Raw genomic sequence first — 25,496 nt, forward strand, 5'->3', positions numbered from 1 at the left:
GGGGGCGGCCGGGTCCGAGAGGTGGCCGGCCGATCACTGAGCGCATGGTAAGCGCGCGGCGGACGGGGGCGGTATGCGGGGCACGAACGCGACGCACCCGGCGGCTGCGGCTCTTCGAAGAGGTCCGCGTCGTCCCGGAGGGCGGTCCGTGGGAGGGGCGTGAACTGCCGGGGCTGAGCCGGCGGAGCGTGCTGCTGGACCGGATCGGGGTGCGGACACACCCGACGGCCACGTCACCGAGCTGAAGGTGCTGGGCGACCCCGCGGTGGACGTCCATCTGCTGCTGGGTGCGGAGAGCATGGCGTCCGGGCAGGTGCTGGGGGCGGGGATCGGCATCCTCGCGCGTGCCCGTCCGGTGACACCGGGCTCCCGCCTGCCGTACGGGGAGGCGGGCCCCGGACTCCGTGTCGGGCGGGAGCACACGAGCGGGCCCGAGCCGCCCGCGCTCGAGGTGTCGACGACGGCCTCCGGCATGACGGCCGGGCACGATCTGCCGGCGCGCCCCGGGCTGTTCGGGCTCACGGCGGCCGCGCGGGACGCGCACGGTCACTTCCCCGGCGTCAGCTCGGACTCCCGGTACGTCGAGGCGGCCCGGCAGTTGGCCACGGCCACGTTCGACGCCCGGGGCTTCGGGACCGCCGCGGTGACGGCGATCGGCGCGCTCGGCTGCGCCCTGCCCCGGCCGCGCCGGCTGAGCACCGCCGTCCGGGCCGTGTTCGACCGCCCCTTCGGCTTTCTCGCCGTGCACCGGCACACGCGCCTCGCCCTCGCGGCGGGCCGGGTCACCGACCCGGAGCCGCACCGCGAGGGCGAGGTCCTGCACTGAGCCCGCGTCAGGAGCGGTCCGTCAGAACTGCAGGGCCCAGGCGTCGATCCGCCCGGTGTCCCACGACGCGTTGTCGCTGACCCGCAGCTTCCACGTGCCGTTCGCGGCCTCCGAGGAGGCGTTCACGGTGTACGTGGTGTTGATGTCGTTGGCACTGCCGCCGGTGCCGTACGACTTCAGCGTGTACGCCGTGCCGTCCGGGGCGACCAACTGGACCTGGAGGTCGCCGATGTAGCTGTGGACGATGTTCACCTCGACGGCCAGGGACGAGGGCGCGTTGCCCGAGACGCCGGAGACGGTCACCGGGGACTCGACGGTGGCGTTGTCCCGGATGGTGTAGTCGCCGGTGTTCTCGAAGCGGTCGCCGGTCGGCGGGGGCGTGGTGCCGCCGTCGCCGACGTTCAGCAGCCGGTTGGGCGAGCCGCTGCCCGGGTTCGAGACGACGCCGCTGGTGGCGGCGGACGTCAGCGCGGAGGCGACCTGCGCCGGGGTGGCCGAGGGGTGGTCGGCCAGGTACAGCGCGACGGCCCCGGCGACGTGCGGGCTCGCCATGGACGTACCGGAGATGGTGTTGGTGGCCGAGTCGCCGCTGTTCCAGGCCGAGGTGATGGACGAGCCGGGCGCGAACAGGTCCAGGACCGAGCCGTAGTTGGAGTAGCTCGCGCGGGCGTCGCTCGACGTGGTGGCGCCGACCGTGATCGCCTCCGTCACCCGGGCCGGGGACTTGGAGGAGGCGTTGGTGGACTCGTTGCCGGCCGCGACGGCGAAGGTGACGCCGGAGGCGATGGCGTTGCGGACGGCCGTGTCCAGGGCGCTGTCGGCGCCGCCGCCCAGCGACATGTTGGCGACGGCCGGCTTCACGGCGTTGCGGGCGACCCAGTCGATGCCGGCGACGACCTGCGCGGTGGTGCCGGAGCCGGAGTTGTCGAGCACCCGGACGCCGACGACATCCGCCTGCTTGGCGACGCCGTACGCGCCGCCCGCGACGGTGCCGGCGACGTGGGTGCCGTGGCCGTGGCCGTCCTGGGCGGTGTTGTCGTTGTCGATGGCGTCGTAGCCGTAGGAGGCGCGGCCGCCGAAGTCGTTGTGGGTGATGCGGACGCCGGTGTCGATGACGTACGCGGTCACGCCCTGTCCGGCGCTGTCCGGGTAGGTGTACGAGTTGTCCAGCGGGCGGTTCTGCTGGTCGATGCGGTCCAGGCCCCAGGACGGCGGGTTGGGCTGCGTGCCGGTGACGTGGAAGGTGCGGTTCTGGACGACGGAGGCGACGGCCGGGTCGGCGGCGAGACGTTTCGCCTCGGCCTCGGAGGCCTCGACCGCGTAGCCGTTCAGGGCCTTGGTGTACGTGCGCTCGATCTCGGCGCCGTGGCGCCCCGCGACGGCGCGGCCCTCGGCCGAACCGGCCTTCGCCTCGTCCGCCTTCAGGGTCACGATGTAGCTGCCGGCGACCGCGTTCGCCGCGTCCTGGTACTGGATGCGGCCCTCCGCGGCGGTGGCGGGGAGCGCGGAGACGAGGCTCGCGGCGAGGGCCGCGGTGGCCGCGGCGCTGACGGCGGCCAGTCTTCGCCGGGTGGTGCGGTGGGGGTGCTGACGCAGCACTGCCATGTGAGGGGTCCTCCTCAGTCGGTGGTGCGTGGTGGGGTTCGTGCACGCCGAGCAGGCCGCCCCTGGTCACGACCATCGGGTCATGGTCATGTCAATCCGGGGCGACTTTGGTGCGTCAGCCGAAAGATTGAGGCTTCCAGAGGAATTGCACAAGGGCCTTGCACGGATGTGCGGGCCCCCGTGCCGTCTGAGCGACCTGCTTCCCGATGCGCTTCCTGACCCGTCGTTCAGTCGGCCGGCCGGTCGTTCAGTCGGCCGTCCAGCCGGTCAGTCGGCCTGTCGCCCCGTCAGCCGTCCGGTCAGCCGTCCCGTTCGGCCAGCCGTCCGGCCAGCCGTCCGGGACGGACGTGACGTCCGCCCGGGAGACCGGGCCCCGCAGGTGTACTACGCGACCGGCGGGGAGCCGGTGCGTACGTGCGCACGCACCCCTTGGAGGCCGAACAGGACGAGGAGTTCGACCGCGCCGCCGTCGGCGCTGCCCAGCCAGTGCGGCAGGGACGTGTCGAACTCGGCGGCCTCACCGGGCGTCAGCGTCAGGTCGCGCTCGCCCAGCACCAGGCGCAGCCGGCCACCCAGCACGTACAGCCACTCGAAGCCCTCGTGCGTCTGCGGGGTCGGTTCGAGCGGCCGGGGCCGGCTCGGGATGATCATCTTGAAGGCCTGGGTCCCGCCCGGCCGCCGGGACAGCGGTACGAAGACCATCCCGAACCGCCGGATCGGCTTCAGGTGGATGCGGGGGTCGCCCGTGCGCGGGGCGCCGACGAGGTCGTCCAGCGGAACGTCGTAGATGCGGGCGAGCGGCAGCAGCAGCTCCAGGGTCGCCCGGCGCTGCCCGCTCTCCAGCCGGGACAGCGTGCTCTCCGACACGCCGGTCGCCGCCGAGAGGTCGGCGAGGGTGATGGCGCGGTCGCGCCGCAGCGCGCGCAGCCGAGGCCCCACCGAGCCGAGCACGTCTTCCGTTCCGCCGTCCATCGGACCACCTTGCCACAACGGCAAGAATCCGTGCCGGCTCGCGTGCCCCCGGTGAAGACTGGCCGCATTCCGACAGACGATCCCGGCAGACAAGGAGCTCCGATGAGCGCCACCGATGCGGTCACGTTCTGGGACGGCGTCTACGGCGGCCGGCCGCCGGCCACCGATCCGCGGCCGAACAGCCGCCTCGTCGAGACGGTCACGGACCTGCCGCCCGGCGACGTGCTGGACCTCGGATGCGGTGACGGCGGCGACTCCCTGTGGCTCGCCCGCCGGGGATGGCGGGTCACCGCCGTCGACATCTCGGCCGTGGCGGCCGAGCGGCTCGCCGGCCGCGCCCGCTCACTGGGCCTCGGCGACCTGGTCACCGCCGAGCAGCACGACCTGCGCGAGTCCTTCCCCGGGGGCCGGTTCGACCTGGTCTGCGCCCACTACCTCCACACCCCCTTCGACCTGGACCGGTCGGCGGTCCTGCGCGGGGCCGCGCACGCGCTGCGCCCGGGCGGGCGGCTGCTGGTCGTCGACCACGGCTCGACCGCGCCGTGGTCGTGGAACCAGGATGCCGACGTCCGGTACCCGGCCCCGCGGGAGGTCGCGGCGGACATCGGCCTGGACCCGGCGGCGTGGACGGTCGAGCGGGCCGACGCGCCCCGCAGGACGGCGACCGGCCCGGGCGGGCGCACCGCCGAGGTCGTCGACCACGTCCTGCTCGTCCGCCGCACCGCCTGACCGGGCGGCCCGGGAGCCACCACCGTAAAGGAGGTCACATGCCCACCGGATCCCGCCGCGGGGACACCCCGCCGCCCCGGACCGGAAGCGGCGAGACCGACGTGCTGCGCGGGTTCCTCGACTACCTGCGGACCTCGATGGCCGCGAAGGTCGAGGGCGCCCCAGAGCCACAGGTCCGCACGGCCCAAGTCCCCTCGGGCACGAACCTGCTCGGCCTGCTCAACCACCTGACCTTCGTCGAACGCGCGATCTTCCTGGGCGAGACGGTCACCGACTGGCAGGCGACGTTCCACGCCGCGCCGCAGGACGGCGTGGACGACGTCGTCGCCCGCTACCGGGCGGCCGTCGAGCGCGCGAACGCCGCCCTCGACGACTGCACCGACCTCGGCGAGCCGGTCCCCCGGCCGCGGCCGGGCCGCCCCGCGCCCAGTGTCCGCTGGGCACTCGCCCACATGATCGAGGAGACCGGCCGGCACGCCGGCCACGCGGACGTCCTCCGTGAACTGATCGACGGCGCGACAGGGCGCTGACGCCCGCGGCGGGGGCGGCGCCGGGCGGCGGGGCGGCGCCCGGGACGGCCGGTACCGTCACGGCGTCGGCGTCGGCGTCGGCATCGGCATCGGCATCGGCATCGCCGGGCTACCGGTTGACGGCGCGTCAGAGCGGGCCCGTGGGAGCGGGTCAGGAGTCTCGCCCCCGACGGTGTGTGCCGTGTCACGCACCCAAAAGCTGCCCAAGTTGCCTACATCACAGCGGAAATGTCCTTTTAGCGGCCATGCTCGGAACGGATGCCGGCGCCCGAAGCAGAGCGCAGCGGCAGTTTCCCGGACGCGAAGTGCCAAGTACCCCACAACCCGGCGCTCGTGACGTCCCCCTGTCCCCCGCAGAAAGGCGTGACCCGTGGCCGCTTACCTGTGCCCTCCCGCCGTGATACACGGCGAGCACACCGTGCAGACCGACCAGATCGTGGCGGAGGTACGCGGCCGGCACCCGCACGCCACGTGGACACCCCGCATCGACGGCATCGCGGCCAGTACGGGCATCGAGTCCCGCGGGTGGATGCTGCCGCTGGAGACCGCCGTCGCCCCCGGCACCGGGAACGGCCTGGGGGCCGGCGGCACCGGGCCGGCCCGAGAGGCGCTGGCCCGCGACGGGTTCACCGAGCAGGACGTGGACCGCGTGATCGCCGCTCTCGAAGCGGTGCCCGCGCCGCAGACCGTCCAGGAGCGCACCGCGCCGGCCTGGGAGGCCGTGCGGTCCTACGGGGAGCACGCCGCGCGCGGCGCCCTGCAGATCGCGGGGCTGGACGCCTCGGACATCGACTGTCTGATCACCAGTCACTCCACCACCCCGGCGCTGCCGGGCCTGGACGTCGCCCTGGCCAACAGGCTTCCGCTGCGCGCCGACGCGATGCTGCTGCCGGCCACGCAGTGGGCCTGCATAGCCGGGACCCGCTCCCTCGCCCTGGCGGCCGACCTCGTGGCCGCGGACCCCGACCGGGTGGTCCTGGTCGTGATCGCGGAGGCGCTGAGCACGACCTACCAGCCCGCGGACGACACCCTGGAGTCCCTGATCGTCCGGTTGCTGTTCGCGGACACCGCCGTCGCCGCGGTGGTCACGGGCCGCCGGCGGCCCGAGTCGGTGCTCCGGCTCGACACCGCCTGGCACCACACCCTGCCGGGCACCCAGGACCTGCACCGCCTGGAGACACGGGCGGACGGCACCCACTTCGTGATGGACCGGCGCGGGCCGCGCGCCGTACAGGAGACGGTCACCGCGATGTGGGAGTGGCTGCGCCTGCGTCACCAGGACGACCCCGGCTCCTGGCACCCCGACGTCCTGCTCGCGCACCCCGGCGGGACCCGGGTGCTGGAGTACATGGAGCAGACGATGCCCGAGGCGTGGCCGTCGGGGCTGCTGGACCACAGCCGGGAGAGCTACGCCAGCGGCAACCGCGGAGGCGCCGCCGTGTTCGACATCATGCGCAGGGCGCACGACGCCGGGCAGCAGCCGGGCAACCGTGCCGTCCTGTACGCGGCGGCACCGGGCCTCACGGCCACCGCCCTGGAAGGTGAGTGGCTCTAGCGCGAGCCCGCGCCACCGCCGGCACCGCCGGCACCGGTGGCCGGGCCGTCCGCACCACCGGTCACCGGCACCACGGCCGCACCGCGACTTTCGCCCAGACCACCTTGCCGGTGTCCGTCCAGCGCACCCCCCATCCGGTGGTGAGCCGGTGCACCACGTGCAAGCCGCGGCCTCTGTCGTCGAGGAGCCCGCCGGAACCCAGCCTCGGTCTGCCGTTGCCGGTGTCCCCCACCTCGCACAGCAGGCCGTGACCGGCCCTGATCAGCCGTACCGTGATGGGTCCGCGGGCGAAGCGGACCGCATTGGTGACCAGCTCGCTGACCAGCAGCAGCACGCTGTCCCGGGTGTCGGCGCTGCTGCGCCACTGCCGCAGCAGCGCGGAGACCAGCACGCGGGCCCGGGCTGCCGCGTCGTCGCGCGCGGGCAGCCGCCAGGTCGCGGTGTCCCCCTTGCGGTAGCCGATCATGCGGGCGAGCAGCAGGGTGACGTCGTCGCGCTGGCGCACCGGCGCCAGCGCGGAGACCACGTGCCGTGCGGCCTCCGGCAGGGCGTCCCAGGGGTGCACCGTGGCCGCGGCGTCCGCCAGCCGGCCGATGCCCTCGTCGATCGACAGGGCGGGGTCCTCCACCAGGCCGTCGGTATAGAGGGCGAGCAGGGTGCCCGGGGGCGCGGCGAACGTGTGCACGTGGAACGGCTCCCGCAGCGCGAACTCGGCGCCCAGGCCGGGGTGGGGGCGGACCGGGAGCGGGCCGGAGGATCCGTCCGGCGACACCAGCACCGGGGGCAGATGGCCGGCGCTGGACAGCGCCACGTGGTGGCTGACCGGGTCGTACACGGCGATGCAGCAGGTCGACCCGAGGGCGCTGTAGCCGGCCGCCAGTCCGGACTCCGCGTCGTCCAGCAGCGTCACCGTCTCGTCCAGGTGCTCCAGCACCTCGTCGGGCGCCAGCCCCGCGGACAGCAGCGCGCGGGCCTCCATGCTGAGCTGGCCCATGGTCGCCGCGGCTCCCAGCCCGTGCCCGACGACGTCGCCGACCACCAGCGCGGTACGGCCGTCCGGCAGCGGAAAGCTGTTCACCCAGTCGCCGCCGACGCCCGCGCTGTCGGGGGTGGCGGGCTGGTAGACGCTGGCGGTCTCGATGGTGTCGCCGCCGGCCCGTGGCAGCAGCCGCCGCTGCAACGCCAGCACCTGCGTGTGCTCGCGCTGGTGCTGACGGGCCAGGTCCACGTGGTGGGAGGTCCTGGCCACCAGTTCCTGCAGGTCGAACAGCTCGCTGTCGTGGAAGGGGCGGTCCGCCCGCCGCCAGACCTCGGCCACACCCAGTACGACGGGCGGTGTGCCCTCCAGGACCAGCGGTATGCACGCCACACCCGCCGACCGGTCGCTGGGCACCAGGGCACGTACCAGCCGCGGACTGCCGAGTACCCGTTCGATCGTCGCCCGGTCGGGTATGACGATGGCCTGGGCGGCGTCGTCACGCCGGATCGCCTGTGCCAGCAGGCGACTCGCGTCCCGGGGGAGGTCGTCGCCCGGAGTCAGGTAGCCCTCGGGCCACGCCCGGTCCGGCACCAGGGCCGCCCGCCGCAGTCGGATGCGCCCCGGCGCCTGACCGGTGACGCCCTCGCCCGTCCACACGGCGAAGTCGAGGTCGATGGCGGCCACGTCTCCCCAGGCCAGCAGGGACTCCGCCAGCGACTGCGCGGTCTCGCCGATGTCCAGGGAGGTGCCGATCGCGGTCTCGGCGGCGTACAGGTGCAGCCTCCTGGCCATGGCGATCAGGGAGACGGTCAGGCCCTCGTGCGGTTCCGCGGCGGCCAGGATGCTCATCGAGACCACCAGCTCCGTCCCGTCGCCACGCCGCAGGCGCTGGACCCGGGCGACGTGCGCGTCACCGGTCTCGAGGACCTGCCGCAACCGCCGGGTGACCGTCGGTACGTCCCCGGGAGGCAGGAGATCGACGATGGGGCTCCCGACCGGGGGGTCCAGCCCCGCGAAGACGGGGGCGTCCAGATTGCAGCGGGTGATCCTGAGGTCCCGGTCCAGGTTGACCACGCCGAGGATCTGCTCCTGACGGCGGGCCGTGTGGTTGGCGGGTTCCTGCCGGGGGGCGGTGCCCTCGCCCGGCGAGTCGGCCGAACCGGCGGCCGCTGCCGCTGCGTCGCGCGGGATGTACTGCCCCAAGGCACTGCTGACCAGGTCGAACGGCGACGAGGACGAGGACGAGGGTGTGGAGTCCATCCGGCTCTCTCAGCTCGCTCACCAACCCCGGCACAGTGCCGGGGCCGTCCGGAACCCGTGCGGCGGGACCCCGAGATTCCTCACCGCACACCTCATTCAATAACACCCGGGGCCGCTTCGCCCACACCAGCCGATCGCACGACGCGGACATGGCGACGGCCCGGCACACGGCAGGTGTGCCGGGCCCTTCGCCCGACCGGGACGGTGCCGGCGCGACGACCGGGCTGCCGAAGCGTCAGGCGGCGCCACGAGTCAGAGATGACATCGGGATGTCGGGGCGCCGAGGACACCGGCTCCAGGCGCGGTGGTGCGTCACCCGCTACACATTGAAGCGGAATGTCTGCGGGCTGATCCTAACCTGCGACGGAGCCCCCAGCCAGGGCTCTGACCTAGGATTTCCTCGTTGGCATGCGTTGACTCCAGACGGCCGTTTACGGGTGTCCTGCGGACTGGCTGCGGACTGGCCGGGGGTGCCGAGGCGGAGAAATCCATGGCGCACCGGCCAGACCTGCAACGAGACTGCGCAGGTGAGCGACCGCTACCCCTGTCCCTGCTGCGGGCACCGCGTGCTCGACGCCATGCCCGGCTCCTACGAAATCTGCCCCGTCTGCTTCTGGGAGGACGACGGGGTCCAGTTCCGCTGGCCGACCATGCCCGGCGGAGCAAACCAGATCTCCCTGATCGAGGCCCAGCGCAACTTTCAGGACTTCGGCGCCTGCGACCAGCACGGCCGGCGGTACGTCCGCCCGCCGGCCGAGGACGAGCCGCTCGCCCCCGCCTGGCGCCCCATCGACCTGACACGCGACTCCTTCGAAGACTGGTCAGCCGAGGACCGCGTCCCGTGGCCCGAGGACCGCTCGGTGCTCTGCTGGTGGCTGCCCACCTTCTGGCGGCGCGATCACCCATGCCCACTCACATCGAGAGACTCCTCCAGCAGCTCGACGACTCGTCCGGCCCGTCGTACTACGCCCGCGCGGAACTGATCGGCATCGGCTCTGCCGCCATCCCCGCCATCATCGACGGACTGTCCTCCCTCGGCGGCTTCGGTCAGCTGACCGCCATCGAGGTCTTCGAAGAGGTGGCGGACCCCCGCTGCGGCCCCGCGCTGATCGCCCTCCTGCACAGCGACGACTCCACCGTCCGGGAATGGGCGGCGATGGCCCTGGCCAGCCTGAAGATCGACGACGCGGTCGAGCCCGTGCGCAGCGCCTATCGCGCCTGCCTGGAACGGGCGACGCCACCGGACTGGAGCGAGCCGGAAGGCATCCGCTGGGCCCTGACCGAACTCGGCGCACGCACCCCCGTCGTCCCACCGCTTACTGCTCACCTACGAGCCACCGCTGCGGACAACGCTCCGGGCTGGCCCTCGGCCCGCTTCACCGAGATCATCAACGACCTGGCCGACCACGCCCAGGTGATCCTCTACTCCCAGTTCTGGCAGGTGGACGCCGGCCGCACGTACGGCGTCTCCGACCCCGGCCTGGACTGGGAACTCGACTGGAGTGCGCCCTGGGAGCACCTGGTCGAAAAGTCCCGCACCTGGTCCCTGCTGGAAGCCTCCGAAGCCCCCGTCGGCGACAACACCTTCGTCGTCCCCACCTGGATCGACCGTACCGACCTGTACCCGGATAAGTGACCGATGCCGTTCCGGCACCCGCGGAGACCAGCTGCGGCTACGTAGTCGAGCGCTGTGACTTCGCGAAGGACGGGACCCCGCCCATGGGCCTGTCGCTCTCGAACACTTTGTTCCGATCATGGTCAATCCCGGTCGCCCCGAGGAACGGGCAGGGAACAGCGAAGAACGAAAGAGGCAACGGGCAACACCGTCGAACCCCGATTCTCCAAACGAGGGTCGTGCCAGACTCAGTTTCGGACGCGAAGCGAAACGACACCGTTACAGCAAGTGTTCACCATCGGGTTTCGCGTCGACCGGTGGTCGTCTGATGACGGCTCCCGTGAGGGCGGACGGCTCTCGCGGTCACTGTTCAAGGGGAGGTTGATGATGAGCACGACTTTACGTTTTGGCCCGGAACTTCGCCGTTTACGAGTGGAAGCGGGGCTAACTCTTACCGAGTTCTCCGTGGCGCTCAACTACGACAAGGGGCACCTCAGCAAGGTCGAGCGCGGAGAGCGTTCCGCGTCCCCCGAACTGGCCCGGCGGTGTGACGCCTTTCTCGGCGCGGACGGCGAACTGCAGCGCCTGGTCGTCAGCCCCGAAGCGGACTCGGACTCGGGCTCCGCCGCCTCCCCCGCCGGTCCCTGCCGCTGGCTAGTCGGGCGTCGGGCAGTCCTCTCGGCGGGCACGGGAGTGCTGATCGACCTCGGCCTGAAACTCGGCGGTCAGGCGTTGTCCTACGCCGACGACCCCCTCCTGGGGTCCTACCGCATGCAATTCGACCAGCTGCGGAAGCTCGGCCAGTCCACCGCTCCCAAGATCTTGCTCCCCCTGTTGGAGACGCAGACCCGCATGGTCGCCGGGCTCGCCTCCGACGCCCGGTCCGCCTCCCGGGCCCCTGCGTTCCTGCTCGCCTCACGGTTCGCGGAGTTCACCGGCTGGATGGCCCAGGAGGCCGGGGACAGCGACGCAGCACTCGGCTGGACGGGCGAGGCCGTCGAATTGGCACGCGCCGGGGGTGACCCGTACCTCGGTTCCTACGCACTGGTGCGGCGCGCCCTGGTCACAATGTACGGCGGGGACGCCGCTGGCACCGTCGCCCTGGCCCGCCGCGCCCAGAGCAGCGAACTCCCACCGCGCATCAGGGGACTCGCGGCCCAACGAGAGGCCCAAGGGCACGCGCTCGTCGGCAACGAAGTCGACTGCCTCCGCAGCCTCGATAGGGCGCGGGAACTGCTCGCCGACGATGACGCCCTCAACGGCGCCGAGCCCGTGATCGGCACCTCACACGTGAGCGATCCGGCGGCGATGTCGACCGGCTGGTGTCTGCACGACCTCGGGCGCCCCAAGACTGCTGCCGAGGTACTCGACCGAGAGTACCGCCGCCTCCCGCCGCACGCGCTGCGTACCCGCGCCCGGTACGGCTTCCGCAGGTCCCTGGCACATGCCGCCTCCGGGGAGGTCGAGCACGCGTGCGCGATCGCCGGGGAGCTCCTGGGAGTGATGCCGGCCGTGCCCTCGGCGACGGTGAACAGCGACGTCCGACGCCTCTCACGGGAACTGTCCCGGTTTCGGAGCAGCCGCGCCGTGCGTGATCTACAACCCGCGCTGGCGCGCGTACTCGCTCCCGCGCACGACTGACAGCCGCTCCACAACCGACACGGACTCGAGCCGCCCGGCTCGCCCCACTACCGCCCCCTCCGGCCCTCCGGATCCCATGATCCCCGCGGGCCTCTCTGATTCCCGCCCGACGCGTCGCATCGCGCCCCCCGGCTTCTCCGGGCTGCCCGCAGCCAGTGACGCACAGGCGGTGCCCCTCCATTCGCATGCCCTCCCGTGGACGCGCCATGCCGTCACACGGTCGGGACCCCATGGCTCGGGTGAACCGAAACCCCGGTCCACAGCCCTGTGCCCGTTCACTCGTCTTTCTCTCACGAAGGGAACCTTCATGCCCGACGTCTTCGTCAACTACCGCACAGGCGACGAGGAATCCGCCGCGACCATGATCGCCCGGGAGCTCACCCGGAGGTTCGGCGACGAGCGGATCTTCTTCGCCAGCAACTCAATTGATCCCGGACGCCGTTTCCCGGCGGAACTGGTCAGGGCGGTGGAGGAGTGCGAGGCGCTCCTCGCCGTGATCGGCCCGCGCTGGGCGGAGGTACGGGGGACCGACGGCCGCCCCGCGCTCGAAGCCGAACAGGACTGGACCCGTCGCGAGATCCAGACCGCGCTCGACCGCGGGATCCTGGTGATCCCCGTGCTCGTCGGAAAGGCCACGCGGATCGACCGCACCGTCCTTCCGGACGATCTGCTGGAGCTGGCGGACTTCCAGTACAGGCGGTTCGACCACCGCAACGCCGAATCGGACCTGACGACGCTCGGAGACACCCTCGCCCGGCTGCTGCCCGAGCTGAGCAGGGTGGACCGCGACGGCCGTGCGGCAAGGGAGCGGACGGAGGCGAAGTCACACGAGAAGTCGGCCCGGGACACCGGGCACATCAGGATGCGGACGCGTGACGTCGAACAGCGCGTGCGCGGCGGCATCGGAAACCTCAACGGAGACCTGTCCGGCACCTTCGTCAACGAGCCGCAGGGGCCCGTGAACACCGGCCGGGGCCACCAGTACAACGCGCCTCACTTCGAGGGCGACAACACCGGGGTCCAGTTCACCGCCGGCGACAACAGCGGTACGGTCCACCAGCGCTTCGAGCGCGAGCGTCGACGCTGGGACGACGGGCGATGACCGAGCAGGACCGCGTCACCGTCAGCGATCCGCACGGCCCGGTGAACAACGGCGAGGGGCATCAGTACGTCTTCTACGGCGCTGCCACGGACTGGATGACCCGCAAAGGGGTCGAGTCCCTCCGGATCGCCCTCGAGGACCGGGTGCGCCTGGCCGACCGGTTCGTTCCCCCTAGGGGCTACCGCATCGCCGCCGACCACTTGGAGAAACCAGGATCGGTGGTGCTGCTGGAGGGACCGCCCGGCAGCGGCCGCCGTGCCGCGGCAATCATGCTGCTGCACGGGGTCGGGGATGACAGGAACACCGACGAGGAGAGGGTTCGGGTCGAGGAGCTTCCCGCCACAGCCAAGGACGAGAACAGGAACGACAAGCCACTCACCCCCGGCGAGGGGGACCGTTTCCTTCTCGACCTCTCCGGGATCACCGACGAAGAGGAGTACACCAGGGCCCAGCGCCGTCTGGCCGTGCACCGGTCGAAGGTCCAGGAGGCGGGGGCCCACATGGTCGTCGTCCTGCCGTCGGTCATGGAGTACGCCCATGCGCCGGACTTCGAACCGCACAGGGTGAAGCTGGAGCGCCCCCGGGGCGTCGCTGTCGTCACCCGGTACCTCCGCATGGACCGGATGGCCTTCCACCCTGCGGATCTGAGGAGCGCCGGCCTCCAGCACCTGTGTGACCGCTCCCCCATGCGGGAACTGGCGCGGCTCGCGAGGCTGGTGAAGGCCGCTCGCGACAGTGGCCGGTTCGGATCCGACTTCGCGGGATGGCTCGACCAGGCGATGCACGCGGTGACCGACCGTGCCGGTGAGGTGGGTCAGCAGATGGTCGCGGTCCGCACCGCGCCCGAGCGGGCCTTGCTGCTCACGGCGGCAGTGTTCGAAGGATCTCGCGCAGACACCGTTTACGAGGCATGGCAACGCCTATTGAAGGAAGTGGGGCACAAGGAGGAGGTGACCTCCGAGTTCGCGCAGACGGACTTCGGGGAGCGGTTGAAAGCGCTCGGGATCGAACGGGCCCCGAACGGACGGCTCCGCTTCGAGCGGCTGGCCTACGCCGACGCGGTGCGGACGTACTTCTGGGCGAACTTCCCCGGGGTGCGCAACGGCCTCAGGGACTGGATCGGCTCTGCCGCCGAGCTGGACGGCCTGACCACCGACGACCAGGTGGACGTCGTCGTCCGCTTCGGCGAGCGGTCTCTGGCCGTCCGGCGGCCCGACGACCTCTTCGGCCTCGTGGTGCGCTGGGCGAACGACGCGGCCAGGGCGTCCAGCGATCCGCGAGCCGCGACAGCTCTCGAACTCGGTCTCCGCCACGAGGAGTTCGGGGGGTGGTTCCGCAGGCGGATGTACGAGTGCGTCACGAGGTCCGGCTCCTTGTCTGACGGCCTGGCCCGTGTCTTGACAACCGCCTGTCACCAGAGCCTCGGCGCGACGCACCCAGATCAAGCAGTGGTGCGCCTCCACCACCTCGCCGTACGGAGGGAGGGGGCAGCGCACGGGGCCCGGGAAGCGCTTCTCGACCTCGCCGGCCGTGACCGTCGGCTCTACCGACTGCTGATCGACCGCCTGCGGGACCGGGCACGTCAGGAACAACCCGGGGCTCATTCCCATCTCCACCTGCTCGCAGAGCTGTTGAGGAGCGACCGAGCGCCGGACCCACCCCGCTGGCCGGACCTTTTCCTGGGCTGGAAGACGGTGTTCTCGCAACCGCCGACGGAACTCTGGAACCCGCTGGTGAGCAGCTGGCTGGACGCCGTGGCGGACGACCGCACGCAAGAGATGGCGCTGGACGTGATGGTCAGGGCGACGCACGGCCGCACGGCCGCCCTCCACCGCCTCTACGTCATCGCCTGCGGCTGGGCACGGTCTGCGCGCCACCCGTCCCGGGCGGCCGTCGCCGCCCTCTTCTGGCGGCACATCGACCAAGCGCAGTACGCCCGCCCGGAGAGTAAGGAGCGTGCGGGCGCCGAACCACGGATCACGGAAGAGGAACGATGAAACACCGTTTTCCCAGCCTGCTGTTCGTCGCTCTCTGCGGCCTCGCACCGGCTGTGCTCGGACACTTTCTGGACTGGTCGGCATGGTTGTGGGGCTTTATGTCCATGGTCACGGCCTCCGGTTCCCTGCTGCTCGTGATGACGGTCCTCAGCGGTGGCCACACGTCCGCCGACCCGTACGAGCCCGGGGAGCCCGAGCCGCCCGCGGTGCCGACGGAGCAGCCGTACCAGGAGGCACGGGTGGTCGACGCGGCGCTGTCGAGCGCGACGAACGGCTACGACTTCCTCTTCTCCGCCACCGTGTGGTGGAGGCCGGTCCCCGACCACGCCGGCCAGGCAGACAGTGCCTCCTCAGCCCTCGCCGTGTCCTCGGTCGTCAGCCGGGCCCTGGAGGTCGTCCGTCACGAGGAACCCGGCCGGGCCAGCTTCGCACGGTATCTCTTGGAGGGGCAGCTGGGCATCCCGCTCCCCGACCTGAGCGGACGGGTGAAGGCCATGGCGGCCGATGTGACGCTGACCCTCGCCCCCGCCGACCGCGAACGCCTGCAGAAGCTGAACGACCTTCGCAAGGACGAGGAGATCTGGGAGTACGAGCGTCAGCACGAGCGCAACAAGCGGCGCTACCTCGGTGACGACGTGCTCAAGAGCGCGGGCAGCGCGGTGGTGTGGTGGCTCGCCCGCCACGAGAACGAAATCGAGAAGGCGGTCGACATGATCGGCCCGCTCGCACAGGTCGCGGCGGCGGCCAACGACGTGGAAGTGCCCGAGCTCTTCCGCCACCTGCTCGTCCCACCCGTGAGCGCACGGAGCGAAGCGACCGTCGGGGGCCCGCTGTGGGACGGGGACGACCACGGAGGAGGGGTTTTCGACCGCGAGGAGGAAGTAGGGGTCTCGGATCGACTGCGCCTGTTGCTGACGGAGGCGGGCCTGAAGCCGGACATGGACGGGTACACGGTGCTCGCGCACCGCGTAATGAGGTTCTTGAAAACGGAGGGGCTGGACGAGGCCGCCGCCGAGATCAGGCGGGCCTTTGGCCTGGCTCCCGGCGATGGCCCGGAGGACGAGCCTTCGAGCGAGGGGAACACTACCGGCCCCTGGCCGCCCCGCTCCCCGGCCCCCGAAGGCCCGCCGTTCACCGACCCGGACGTGGCCCCCGGTGCGAGCACGTTCACACCGAGGACGGCGGAGGGCAGCGCGAACGCCGGTGACCGGGACCAGGATCGGTGGGAGACGAGCGAGGACGACACTCCGCCTCCCCACTTCTGGGACCCGTCGCACAGCCCGCACCGGCCCGCCGAACCCCGCCCATGGAACGAGGACGACGAGAACGGGGTCTGATCCGGTAGACGGTCAGCTCGCCGAGGCTCCCCTTCACCGCACACCGCGGCAGGGGAGCCTCTCCTGTCCTGCGAGACCATCACCGGGTCCGTCCGTTGGCCTGGGTTCGACCTGCGTTGGCGCCACGATGCGGCGCAAGGGATGGTGGCCATCGGGTTCGTCTTCCCACACGGCCGGGTCACCGTCTTCAACGCGCTCGACGAGAACGGCCTGAGCTTCATGGCGCCCGAGCCCTTCTACGAGTGCCACTCCCTGGAGTAGCTGCCCTTGGATGTCTTCTGGATGCTGCTGCGCTCACGTGCTTGATCGGCAATCGGTACCACTCTCCCTGGAGACGTGTTACACCTCAGGACGGGTGGGTAGCCGTTCGGCTTGCCGCGCGCAGCAGCCGAAGGCAGTGTCGTTGGTAACGGAATCAGCGTCGGTATTGGCACGCCGCCGTTGCCCATCAAGACTGCAGATACCGAAAGCCAGCGATCCTATGGGGGTGTACCGATGAGCGATCTGTTGGACGCCGTGGACACGGCTCACAGCAACATCGAGCGCCTCACCGATCCGGGTGCACTACGCGACGCCACCGAGCAAGTGATCGCTGTCGCTCGCCAGTGCGGCGCCCAAGCGGTCCTTGCCGCCAGCCCCGTTGCCGAGCGCTTGGTCGGCGCGCTCCTGTCGTCATGCAGCGACTTGGTCAGCTTGTCCTCGCAGGCAGCCGCAGCCTCACAGAACGTACTGATCGTGGACGTCAACCTTGCCAGCGGCACTACGGTGGCGCAGGCCGCCCGCCACGCCCGCAGCCGCGGAGCACGGCGTATCCACGCAGTCGTCCTCCATCAACTGACCGCGGTTGCAGCGCAGGCCGCAGACTGCGGCGTAGATGCATTGGACGTCCTCGGAGAACGACCGCCGACCCGCTCTTTGTCTACGACAGATTCGGGTCTGTAGTAGATGCAGCGGGCAAGCCCGTAAGGGCCGCAGCAGCGGCCACCGATCGCCTAGAGTCCAGCGTCTTACCGCGTGCCAGTGCCTTCGCCTTGCTCAGGCCAAGCGCCTCGCCGACTTCCTTGCCGTTGCGGTACACAACCTGCTGGATCTTGTGATCGCGACACACGTATCCGAGAGCACCTTCGATCATGAGGCGATGTCGGGGTGCCTCCTTGCGGTTCCCGGCGGGACTAACGTCCGCAACGCAGATCACCACGGCGTTGGGATTCAAGGCCGAGAGCTTGCTACTGAGCATGCGCCCCAGGTCTTCAACCTGGTCGATGACCTCCAACGCCGCCGTTCGAAGCTCACAAGCCTCCTGAATCTGGGGCTCGTCCTGCGATCCTCCCAGGACAACGCAGGTAACTACAGGGCCTCGCCCTGCCGCTGGAAAACCCACACTGATCCCAAGTACCTCCATGCACAGCACTATAGAGTGACAGGCATGTCGGGAACGGTCATCGCCCAGGTCGGCAACCACCAGGTCGGGAACCGCTTCAGTGATCGCTACAAGGTGCTGGAACACCTCGGGGGCGGGGCTGGTGGCCAGGTCTATCGGGTCGAGGACGAGCATCTGCGCGCAGAGGTGGCGCTCAAGCTCTTCGAACCGCAGTCAGGTCAGCCAGCCACGTGGGACGAAGCCCAGGCGCTCAAGGAGCTGCAGAGCCAGTACCTCCTCCCCGTCTACAACGCCGACATCGCCAGCGGGACCGACATCCGCTACATCACGATGCCCGTCATGGACGGCGATCTTGAAACAGCTTCAGTACCGTTCGGCATCGACATCGCCAAGGCGGTGCGCTGGGGCCAGCAGCTCGGGCACGGACTTGAGCGCGTCCACGCCGCCGGCCTACTGCATCGCGACGTCAAACCAGGCAACGCGTTCGTCGACACCGGCAACAACGTCCTGCTGGGAGATCTTGGTTTTGCCGCGCGGATGGATGCCGACGGCTATACCGCCGCGAACGGAACATACGCCACCGTAGCTCCGGAGGTACTGAGTACAGGCAAATGCTCGGTGGCCTCAGACGTCTACTCGCTGGCTGCCACCATGTTCTACCTCCTGTCCGGGCAGTACCCGAACGGGCCGATAACCCTGGGACGAAGCGCCCGCAGGGAGCGAATTCTCCACGGCCAGTTCGACAAACTGCGCGATGTCGCCCCGCATGTCTCCCAGGGCCTCGGCAGCGTCGTCGAGCGAGGACTCTCTCTCGATCCAGTTGCTCGTCCCAGCAGCGCGCAAGCTCTCGCAAACCAACTCGCTCAATGTATACGCCCTCACAGACCTTGGCGCCGCGTCACACCCCACGACGGACACGACCAATGCTTTGAAGGGGGCGCCACCAACACGGCGAAGGCAGTCTCGGTCTGCGCGGTACAGGACGCACGTGGGCGCTACGGCGTCGAGGTGCGCCACGAGACAGGCCGGCGAGCACGCCAGCACGAGAAGAGCGGACTCCAACGAGACAGCCTTCCTGCCGCTTTGCGCACTGTGCTTCGCAACCTCTAGCACGGTATTGAGGACGGCAGAATTCCATACCGTGCTGTCCCGCCCGCCAGCACGAGTGAGCGGGTTACTGGCTGCCTTCCCGGGGCGCTACACACGCTTACGGGCGGAAGCAGTCACGGCCTCAGCAGCCGAAGCTGCGGATCGAAGCAGACAAGCCCCATCGATGCCGCGAGGTCCGCAGCGTAGGCCGACGCTTTCTCGGCCATGCTGTACCGCATTGGGAAGTAGATGAACGGCCCGGCCGCCTCGCCGATCAACGGCCCCGTCGACCAAGGGGAGGTGTCCTCCTCGTCCTCCGTGAGATCCACCCATCGCGCCAAGAGCCCAGCAACGTACTCCGCGATACGCGGTGACGGTGGAAACTCTTCCTCCGTGTCGATGTAGCGGTCGTACAGCTGGGTGAGGACCTCGCCCGCGATCACATCGTCAGCGGGCTTGCTGCCTTCCCACACCGCCAGGTCGTAGCTCATGGCCGAACTGTGCCACGCCCTACTGACAGTACCGCTTAGCGTCGATCAGCAGGCCAGCCGCACCAGACGTCCGAGGGAGCTGTTACGTTCCGCCCATGACCGCACCAGACGATCTACTCCTTCGGATCGAGCAGGAGCCTTCCCTTGCTGCCGCGCTCGCCTGGCCTGGCGACTTCGACATCGAGCGCCGGGACCCCATTGAGGACCTTGCCCTTCCCGCCGGGCTTCCCCTGCACCCGATAGCCGGCTGCGGCGCTGGCGGCACCTACTTCCTGTGCGGGGAAGCCGGGGCCGAGGAGAGGCCCGTCCTGTACACCGACTCGGAGGGCCAGGCGACACTGATCGGCGCCGACCTCGTCGAGGCCATCGCCCTCATCGTGGTCCTGCCCTTCTGGCGCGACCTGGCGAAGGGCTTCGCGATCAGCGAGCTCGGCTCGGGCCTTCGGGCCGACCACCCAGACTTCGACGCCGAGCGCGACCGCCTTCTGCACGCCCTCGGGCTTGCCTCCCTCTCCGAGGAGGAGGCTGCCGCTCGCCTGCTGGCTGTGGCCGCACGCACGGCCCCGGACTACGTGCCGTGCGTACCTGACGATGATCACCTGCCGTACGAGCTTCTGTTTCCGAGCGGCCCCGCCTAGCGAAGCCAGCGCTTGACGTCAGTACCGGGCGATGACCTGTCGCAGGTCCGTGCCCAGGAGGTCCTCCAGCGCCTGGACGGTGGCTGGCGGTAGTGGCAGCTCGCATTCTGGGTCTGTGGTGACGAGGCTGTACCTGGCGAAACCCGCAGCCTCGACGTAGTCGAGGGCGTTCAAGTCCGTCTGGGCAGAGCAACAGGACATCGTCACGGCAAGCGCGTCGAACTAGCCGTCTGGAAGCGTTGCCGTGTCCATCGCGTCGCCCCACCAGTCTTCGATGTCGGAGCCGCATACGGGGCACCGGACACCACACCAGTTCTCCCCGGGATCAATGAAGGCTGTGCCGGGGATGTGCCAGACGTCGTAACCGCCCAACGCCTCAGGAACCAGTTGTCGTAGCCGGGCTTGCGCAGCCTCGCTCGCAGCGGGCGCAGGCGAAAAGTGCGGGTCCTTGGGTATGAGGTGGAGCAGCGTGATGCTCACGCTGCCGACCAGCCGTCCAGCGAGACCTCCGAGCCGTCATTCAGGTAATGGTGGAGGGCGCTGGCCGTGGTATCCACGAACGCCTCGGGGATGGCGTTGGCGTCGACCCAGCGGACCTGGGAGTGCTTGCGGGGTTCGCGGTTCTCGGGTTCGCCGGTCCATTCGTGGGCGGCGAAGACGACCGTGAGGAAGCCGTTGGGGGCCTCGACGCCCCAAGCGCCGTGGATGATGTGGGCGACCTTGAGGGACTCGGGCTTCACCGTGAGGCCAGTCTCCTCGTAGAGCTCGCGGACCGCGGTTTCGGTGATGGGCTCACCGGGCTCGCTCTTGCCGACGGGGAGGTCCCACATTCCCTGGGCGAACTTGGCGTTCTCGCTGCGCTGGAGGAGGACTACGCGGTTGGTGGCCTTGTCGTGGACGATGACCGCGGCGACCAGCAGGGTCATGGATTCGAGCGCCGGCTTGAGGGCCTTCGGCTGGTCGTCGGTCTGCTGGGCCACGGTGTTCCCTTCGTCGGGCGGGTTGTTGGGCATGTTAGGCGAGGGCCTCGCGGGCGCGGCGAGCGAGATCAGCGGCACCGGGCACTTTGCGCCTCTGGTAGACCGCGAGAGTGGAGCGGATCGAGGTGATCGCCTTGCGGGTGCGGTCGGAGGTCATGCCCTCCATGAGGACCAGGGCCTGGGTCCAGGCGGCAACGGCCTCGTCGGCGCGTGCCTGGGCGGCGAGGCTGTCGCCGAGGTCTGCGTGGGTGAGGGCGTGGACGCGCTTGTACTTCTCCGGGTCCCAGCGGGTGAGGGCGTCTCGGTGCTGCTGTTCGGTGCCGATGTGGTCGGCGAGGTCAGTCAGGGTGCGGGCGGTGTGGCTGGCCACGGTGCCCGCGGCGGGGCCGCTCACACGGGAGTAGCTGGGCTGAGGGCCGTCGTCCCGTAGGAGGGCGTCCTCGGCGGCGAGCAGGGCGCGTGCGGCCGACGGGTTCTCGTTGGTGGCGGCGTAGGCGCGGGCGTGGGTGATGTGGAGGAGTGCTTTCGTCTGGCCGTCGACGTGGCCGAGGCCGCGCTTCAAAGCCCCTTCGACGAGGTCGACACAGTGGTGGGGCTGTTTGAGGCTGAGGGCCTGGTGGGCGAGGGCACGCATCATCCAGGCGGCGTGGCCGTAGGGGTCGGCTTCGCAGGCGAGCTTGTAGCCGACCTGGTAGTAGCGCTGGGCGGCACCTTCCTCGCCGAGGTCGTGGTGCTTCCACCCCGCCAGGTAGGCGAGTTCGGAGACAGCTCCGAAGGCGGCCCGGCGTAAGGCTTCGCTGGGGAAGCGTCCGCGCAGCATGGGGGCGGCGGTGTCGGCGAGGTACGCGGTGACGGTGGTCAGGCCGTGGCCGCCGCCGAGGCGCTCGTCGGCGGCGCTGAAGGCCGCGGTGATCTGCCGCACGACGTCCACTTCCTCCGCGCCAACCATGGACGTGCCGGTGCGGGCGCGGAGCATGCGGGCGGTGGCCCCGTGGTCGTAGCCGAGCGGCATGGCGACGCCGGCAGTGGTGAAGGCCGCGATGGCGAGGAAGCGGCGGCGCTCGACGTCGGCGCGGCCCAGGTCGGTGACCGCGAGGACGGGGTCGGATTCCGCCGACGCTTCGTCATCTCCGGCATGGAGGCCAATCTCGGTCTGGGTGATCGTGCGTCCCGCGCGGCGGGACAGTGCCTCGGCCAGGTACTGGCCTACCCGGCCCGACGGGGCACGGGTTCCGTTCACCCAGTGCGAGATGGCCGACTTGTTGGTCTGGAGGATCTCGCCGTTCTCGGCGGCGATGCGCCGCACGTCTCTGGCGAGGCCCTCGTAGGTGCAGTCGACCGCCGCAATGACGTCGCACAGACGGGAATTGGGTTCTCTCTGCGCCGCCACGATCGCCTCCGCCCTGGAGCTGTAAACCGCGTATACCGCTTCAACTGCCTTCCACCGTACCCACTGAGCGTGACCACCGGTTCACTTATCAGCAGCCGCCCGGAACGGCGCGACCGTGATCCAGGCTCCCCCTTGGTCCGGGCGGCACCCCGAAGTTCCGTACGCCCACACCGGGCTCGGGCATTCCTGTGCCCGAGCCCGGCCGATCAGAGACGGAGACACGGTGACCACCATCGACACCACGGCCATCACGGTCGAGCTGCCCGAGGCGTTCGACCCGCGCTGGAGCCGCCTGCCCGGTATCCAGGTCGACGGCCGGCGCATCACGATCGACCCGGCCGAGTACTTCTTCCGCTTCGAGTCGAGCACGTGGCTCGTCGCCGACTGGGAGCTGGTCAAGTCCCAGCTCCTGAACGTGGACGAGACGACCGAGAGCGCGGTCGAGCAGCTCGCGCTCGACTTCATCAAGCAGCACAGCGAGTCGACCTCCGACGCGGCCCGCGTTCTGGCCACCGCGTACGAGGTGTACGCGTACCTCTTCCGCGACGAGCACCTGGCCAGCCTCGGCCTGCCGCAGATCACCGCCGACCACCTGCGGATGCTCCGCGAGGCGGCCACGCTCATGGCGCTCAACAAGGTCGAGCTGGACGGTCACATCTCCAACGTCGGCCCGTGCTGGTTCTTCCCCGCCGCCACCTCCGTCGTCTTCGACCTGGACGACGAGATGGGCGGGATGCTCGACGAGGTCTACCACGGCGGCTGGTTCAACGAGCACCGCCGGATCGAGTCCATCAAGGCCCACGCCGCGCTCGGAGGTCGGCTCGTGCACGGCTGCCAGTCCGTGCCGGACCAGTCCGGCGGCGTGGTCGCGCCCTACGGTGCCTCGATGGCGAACTTCCGCGACGACCTCGCCGCATTCAAGGCGGGCTGGATCGAGCAGGTCTACGCCCACCGTGTGAACCCCGCCGCGTAACCCACCCGATCAGGCTCCGGGGCGGGCTGGCATCCCCCGCCCGCCCCGGACGCCACCATCCCCCGGAGCCCCACGTGACCACGAACCCCAGCGCCGAACTCCTCGACAACCTGCTCACCGTGGCCGGCCAGACCACCGCCGTACGGGAGGAGGTACGCGTGTGGTCCATGTCCGGCGTTGAGCGCGTGACCTTCCCCGACAGTGCCACCGCCATCTTCAAATACGCAAAGAAGCCCTTCGACAGCGAAGACCAGGCCCTCCGCCTGGCCCACACCCTCGGCGTACCCGTCCCCCAGGTCCACGCCTCCGCCGTCCTGGACGGCTGGCTCGGCATGCTCATGGAGGACCTCGGACCGTCCATCCGCGAAGCCGACGACCTCGACGGCGTCGCCGCAGCGGTGGTCCTGCACGGCACCCGTACGGCTCCGCCCTTGCCCGTCCTCGACCAGGACCGGCTGCAGACGCTCCCGGCCAGGGCGCTGGAGCACCTCGAACGGTTGCGTAAGGCCGACCGGTGGCAGGACGCCGACGACGTCGAGGACGCGCTCGACCGGATCGCCCAGGCCGCCGAGGCCCGCTCGGCCGGAGCGACGCTGGAACCGTTCGGCTGGGTGCACTCCGAGTTCCACCCCACCAGCCTCCACATCGGCAAGCGCGGCTGGCGGCTACTCGACTTCGCCCGAGCCTTCACCGGCCCCGGCCTGCTCGACCTCGCCAGCTGGCACGGCACCATCGAGCCCCCGCACCCCGTGCGCCTGCGCGTCTTCCTGGAGCAGTACGTCACCGCCGGCGGCACCCCCGACGCCCTCGCCCAGCGCGGCGGGCTTACCGCCGAGAACTGGGCCCTGGGCTGGCACCGCATGTGGGCTGTCGAGTGGTTCATGGAACAGTCCATCCGCTGGATCAACGAACCGGCCACCGACCCCGCCTACATCAAGGCCGTCCGCCGCTACCTCACCGACGTCCTCCACCTCCTGGAGATCTGACGTGCTCGCCCAGGCATCCCCATGGCACGCCCACGCCCTCCAACGCACCGCCGCCGGACTCGCCGAACCCCTCTCCGTACCCACCCGGATGGAATGGACCACGAGACCCGGCCAAGAACCCGGCGCCGACATCCTCGGCCCCGACCTGCGCGGCAAGCGACTCCTCGAACTCGGCTGCGGCCCCGGCCACAACGCCGCCCACCTCGCCACCCGCCACGGCGCCCACGTCACCGGCGTCGACCTGGTCGGCCTCCAGATCCGCCGCGCCCGCTCCCACTACGGACGGCTGAACAACCTCACCTTCGTCGCCGGTCACGCCCTGCACTACCTGCACGCCTCCGACGAGCAGTTCGACGCGATCTACTCCGTCTTCGGCGCCGTCGGCCTCGTCGCCCCCGAGCTCCTGTTGCCGGCCATCGCGCAGCGCCTCATGCCCGGACGAGTGCTTGCCTTCTCCGTCCCCCACCCGCAGCGTGGCGGCCGAAGCCCCTCGGGCGATGGCCGGCCCCGCCGCGACTTCGTCACCCTCCCCGACCGCTCCCGGCTCCCCATCGCCCGCTGGGAATTTGACACCGACCGCTGGGAGAAGCACCTCAGCCAAGCCGGCTTCTGGCTCACCTCGGCCCAGGAGTTCCACGACCCCCGCATGGGCCACTGGCCCACCACCCTGCTGCTCCGCGCCTGCAAGCTCTGACAGCCCCCGTCCGGCTTCCCCCCGGAGGAACCGATGCGCCCGCCCTACCTGCTTCTCGACATCGACGGCGTCCTCATACCCTTCCCCGACGAGCACGGCTCGACCCCGGCCACGCACGCCCGCCACGACGTCGTCCCCGCCGGCCGCAGCGCCGACAACCCGGTCACCGTCTGGCTCAACCCCGACCACGGCCGCCTGCTCATGGACGCCATCCGCACCGGCTTGGTCACCCCGATCTGGTGCACCAGCTGGCGGCAGGACGCCACCACCCTTATCGGCCCGCTCCTGGGTCTCCCAGACCTGCCGTGCGTCCACCTGCCGCGTCCGCAGATCACCACCAGCCATCCCAACGGCTACCTGTGGAAGCGTGACCATGTCGACGCCTGGCTGGGCGACGCCCCCGCTGTCTGGATCGACGACGACTTCACCGGCCTCGACCATGAATGGGCGGTGGAGCGCACTGCTAAGGGAACGGCAACCCTCCTCATTCAGCCCGACCCACACCTCGGGCTGCAGCCCGAGCATCTGACCGAGGCCACGAGGTGGGTCGCGCAGTTACGCACAGCCCACGCCGCCTGACGACTGGTGCCCTCGCTGCACGAGCAGCGAGGGCACCAGGGTGCACTGTGGCCCCTGCCTACGCCTGGGCGCCGTTCAGTTTCTGGAAACGAGATAGCAGCGTGATGGGGTTTTTTCTCGATGCTGCCGGTATCGTCGACCAGAATT

Annotated in this window: 24 protein-coding genes; 17 read left to right on the top strand and 7 right to left on the bottom strand. The window is 70.4% G+C overall.

The window, feature by feature from the left end; translation table 11 throughout:
• The first annotated feature begins 247 nt into the window (after positions 1-247).
• Positions 248-826 carry a serpin family protein gene (locus tag B1H29_RS13025; RefSeq protein ID WP_055418040.1) on the top strand — a complete coding sequence of 193 codons (579 nt, stop codon included), beginning with the start codon at positions 248-250 and terminating at the stop codon, positions 824-826.
• A 21-nt stretch (positions 827-847) separates the two neighbouring features.
• Here the strand turns inward: B1H29_RS13025 and B1H29_RS13030 are convergent, their stop codons facing one another.
• Positions 848-2,431, bottom strand: coding sequence for a S8 family peptidase (locus B1H29_RS13030; protein ID WP_055418041.1), 1,584 nt, complete (start codon positions 2,429-2,431; stop codon positions 848-850).
• A gap of 384 nt (positions 2,432-2,815) precedes the next feature.
• Entirely contained in the window at positions 2,816-3,403 is a 588-nt protein-coding gene (locus B1H29_RS13035; protein WP_055418042.1) for a helix-turn-helix domain-containing protein, read from the bottom strand.
• Positions 3,404-3,505: 102 nt separating this feature from the next.
• On the opposite strand from B1H29_RS13035, the gene B1H29_RS13040 reads away from it, so the two are divergent.
• The 3 genes from B1H29_RS13040 to B1H29_RS13050 all read left to right on the top strand — a co-directional run bounded on the left by B1H29_RS13040 (position 3,506) and on the right by B1H29_RS13050 (position 6,217).
• A complete protein-coding gene (locus B1H29_RS13040; protein WP_055418043.1) occupies positions 3,506-4,132 on the top strand; it encodes a class I SAM-dependent methyltransferase in 627 nt (208 codons plus the stop codon).
• Positions 4,133-4,170: 38 nt separating this feature from the next.
• Positions 4,171-4,662: a DinB family protein gene (locus B1H29_RS13045; RefSeq protein ID WP_055418044.1), complete on the top strand. Its 492-nt coding sequence runs from the start codon at positions 4,171-4,173 to the stop codon at positions 4,660-4,662.
• A gap of 370 nt (positions 4,663-5,032) precedes the next feature.
• The gene (locus B1H29_RS13050; RefSeq protein WP_079160194.1) at positions 5,033-6,217 is read left to right on the top strand and encodes a polyketide synthase; all 1,185 of its coding nucleotides are present in this window, start codon (positions 5,033-5,035) and stop codon (positions 6,215-6,217) included.
• A 61-nt stretch (positions 6,218-6,278) separates the two neighbouring features.
• Here B1H29_RS13050 and B1H29_RS13055 read toward each other — a convergent pair whose 3' ends face one another.
• Positions 6,279-8,456, bottom strand: coding sequence for an ATP-binding SpoIIE family protein phosphatase (locus B1H29_RS13055; RefSeq protein WP_055418046.1), 2,178 nt, complete (start codon positions 8,454-8,456; stop codon positions 6,279-6,281).
• Positions 8,457-8,983: 527 nt separating this feature from the next.
• Here B1H29_RS13055 and B1H29_RS13060 point away from each other — a divergent pair.
• The 7 genes from B1H29_RS13060 (at position 8,984) to B1H29_RS38085 (ending at position 17,090) form a co-directional block, all read left to right on the top strand.
• Positions 8,984-9,439 (top strand): CPCC family cysteine-rich protein, encoded by a 456-nt coding sequence (locus B1H29_RS13060; protein ID WP_079160195.1) that lies wholly within the window; start codon positions 8,984-8,986, stop codon positions 9,437-9,439.
• The gene (locus tag B1H29_RS13065) at positions 9,361-10,092 is read left to right on the top strand and encodes a HEAT repeat domain-containing protein (protein WP_055418047.1); all 732 of its coding nucleotides are present in this window, start codon (positions 9,361-9,363) and stop codon (positions 10,090-10,092) included. Before B1H29_RS13060 ends, B1H29_RS13065 begins: the two co-directional genes overlap by 79 nt.
• A 366-nt stretch (positions 10,093-10,458) precedes the next feature.
• A complete protein-coding gene (locus tag B1H29_RS13070; RefSeq protein ID WP_055418936.1) occupies positions 10,459-11,712 on the top strand; it encodes a helix-turn-helix domain-containing protein in 1,254 nt (417 codons plus the stop codon).
• 307 nt (positions 11,713-12,019) lie between these two features.
• Positions 12,020-12,814 (top strand): toll/interleukin-1 receptor domain-containing protein, encoded by a 795-nt coding sequence (locus B1H29_RS13075; protein WP_055418048.1) that lies wholly within the window; start codon positions 12,020-12,022, stop codon positions 12,812-12,814.
• Positions 12,811-14,811 (top strand): hypothetical protein, encoded by a 2,001-nt coding sequence (locus B1H29_RS13080; protein WP_055418049.1) that lies wholly within the window; start codon positions 12,811-12,813, stop codon positions 14,809-14,811. The genes B1H29_RS13075 and B1H29_RS13080 overlap by 4 nt, the downstream gene beginning before the upstream one ends.
• A 98-nt stretch (positions 14,812-14,909) precedes the next feature.
• A complete protein-coding gene (locus B1H29_RS13085) occupies positions 14,910-16,148 on the top strand; it encodes a hypothetical protein (protein WP_324610995.1) in 1,239 nt (412 codons plus the stop codon).
• A 495-nt stretch (positions 16,149-16,643) separates the two neighbouring features.
• Positions 16,644-17,090 (top strand): phosphoribosyltransferase, encoded by a 447-nt coding sequence (locus tag B1H29_RS38085; RefSeq protein ID WP_055418051.1) that lies wholly within the window; start codon positions 16,644-16,646, stop codon positions 17,088-17,090.
• Here the strand turns inward: B1H29_RS38085 and B1H29_RS38090 are convergent.
• The gene (locus B1H29_RS38090) at positions 17,068-17,421 is read right to left on the bottom strand and encodes a hypothetical protein (RefSeq protein ID WP_159027815.1); all 354 of its coding nucleotides are present in this window, start codon (positions 17,419-17,421) and stop codon (positions 17,068-17,070) included. The two genes, B1H29_RS38085 and B1H29_RS38090, sit on opposite strands and share 23 nt — an antisense overlap.
• Before the next feature lie 153 nt (positions 17,422-17,574).
• Here B1H29_RS38090 and B1H29_RS13090 point away from each other — a divergent pair, with 153 nt between their 5' ends.
• A complete protein-coding gene (locus B1H29_RS13090) occupies positions 17,575-18,639 on the top strand; it encodes a serine/threonine-protein kinase (RefSeq protein ID WP_055418052.1) in 1,065 nt (354 codons plus the stop codon).
• A gap of 113 nt (positions 18,640-18,752) precedes the next feature.
• Here B1H29_RS13090 and B1H29_RS13095 read toward each other — a convergent pair whose 3' ends face one another.
• Positions 18,753-19,109 carry a hypothetical protein gene (locus B1H29_RS13095; RefSeq protein ID WP_055418053.1) on the bottom strand — a complete coding sequence of 119 codons (357 nt, stop codon included), beginning with the start codon at positions 19,107-19,109 and terminating at the stop codon, positions 18,753-18,755.
• Between the two features lie 95 nt (positions 19,110-19,204).
• Between B1H29_RS13095 and B1H29_RS13100 the strand changes: the two genes are divergently transcribed.
• Complete coding sequence (locus tag B1H29_RS13100; RefSeq protein ID WP_055418054.1) at positions 19,205-19,747, top strand: hypothetical protein; 543 nt, start codon at positions 19,205-19,207, stop codon at positions 19,745-19,747.
• Positions 19,748-20,223: 476 nt separating this feature from the next.
• Here B1H29_RS13100 and B1H29_RS13110 read toward each other — a convergent pair whose 3' ends face one another.
• Both B1H29_RS13110 and B1H29_RS13115 read right to left on the bottom strand, forming a co-directional pair.
• A complete protein-coding gene (locus B1H29_RS13110) occupies positions 20,224-20,760 on the bottom strand; it encodes an NUDIX domain-containing protein (protein ID WP_055418056.1) in 537 nt (178 codons plus the stop codon).
• Position 20,761: 1 nt separating this feature from the next.
• Positions 20,762-22,117 (bottom strand): hypothetical protein, encoded by a 1,356-nt coding sequence (locus B1H29_RS13115; RefSeq protein WP_055418057.1) that lies wholly within the window; start codon positions 22,115-22,117, stop codon positions 20,762-20,764.
• A 223-nt stretch (positions 22,118-22,340) separates the two neighbouring features.
• Between B1H29_RS13115 and B1H29_RS13120 the strand changes: the two genes are divergently transcribed.
• From B1H29_RS13120 to B1H29_RS13135, 4 genes are all read left to right on the top strand, one after another.
• Positions 22,341-23,090, top strand: coding sequence for a hypothetical protein (locus B1H29_RS13120; RefSeq protein WP_079160197.1), 750 nt, complete (start codon positions 22,341-22,343; stop codon positions 23,088-23,090).
• 74 nt (positions 23,091-23,164) lie between these two features.
• On the top strand, positions 23,165-24,076 hold the full coding sequence (locus B1H29_RS13125) for a phosphotransferase family protein (protein WP_055418059.1): 912 nt from the start codon (positions 23,165-23,167) through the stop codon (positions 24,074-24,076).
• 1 nt (position 24,077) lies between these two features.
• Positions 24,078-24,770 (top strand): class I SAM-dependent methyltransferase, encoded by a 693-nt coding sequence (locus B1H29_RS13130; RefSeq protein WP_055418060.1) that lies wholly within the window; start codon positions 24,078-24,080, stop codon positions 24,768-24,770.
• Positions 24,771-24,803: 33 nt separating this feature from the next.
• On the top strand, positions 24,804-25,349 hold the full coding sequence (locus B1H29_RS13135) for an HAD domain-containing protein (protein WP_055418061.1): 546 nt from the start codon (positions 24,804-24,806) through the stop codon (positions 25,347-25,349).
• Positions 25,350-25,496 lie beyond the last annotated feature (147 nt).

The organism is Streptomyces pactum (assembly GCF_002005225.1).
Lineage (GTDB): Bacteria > Actinomycetota > Actinomycetes > Streptomycetales > Streptomycetaceae > Streptomyces > Streptomyces pactum_A.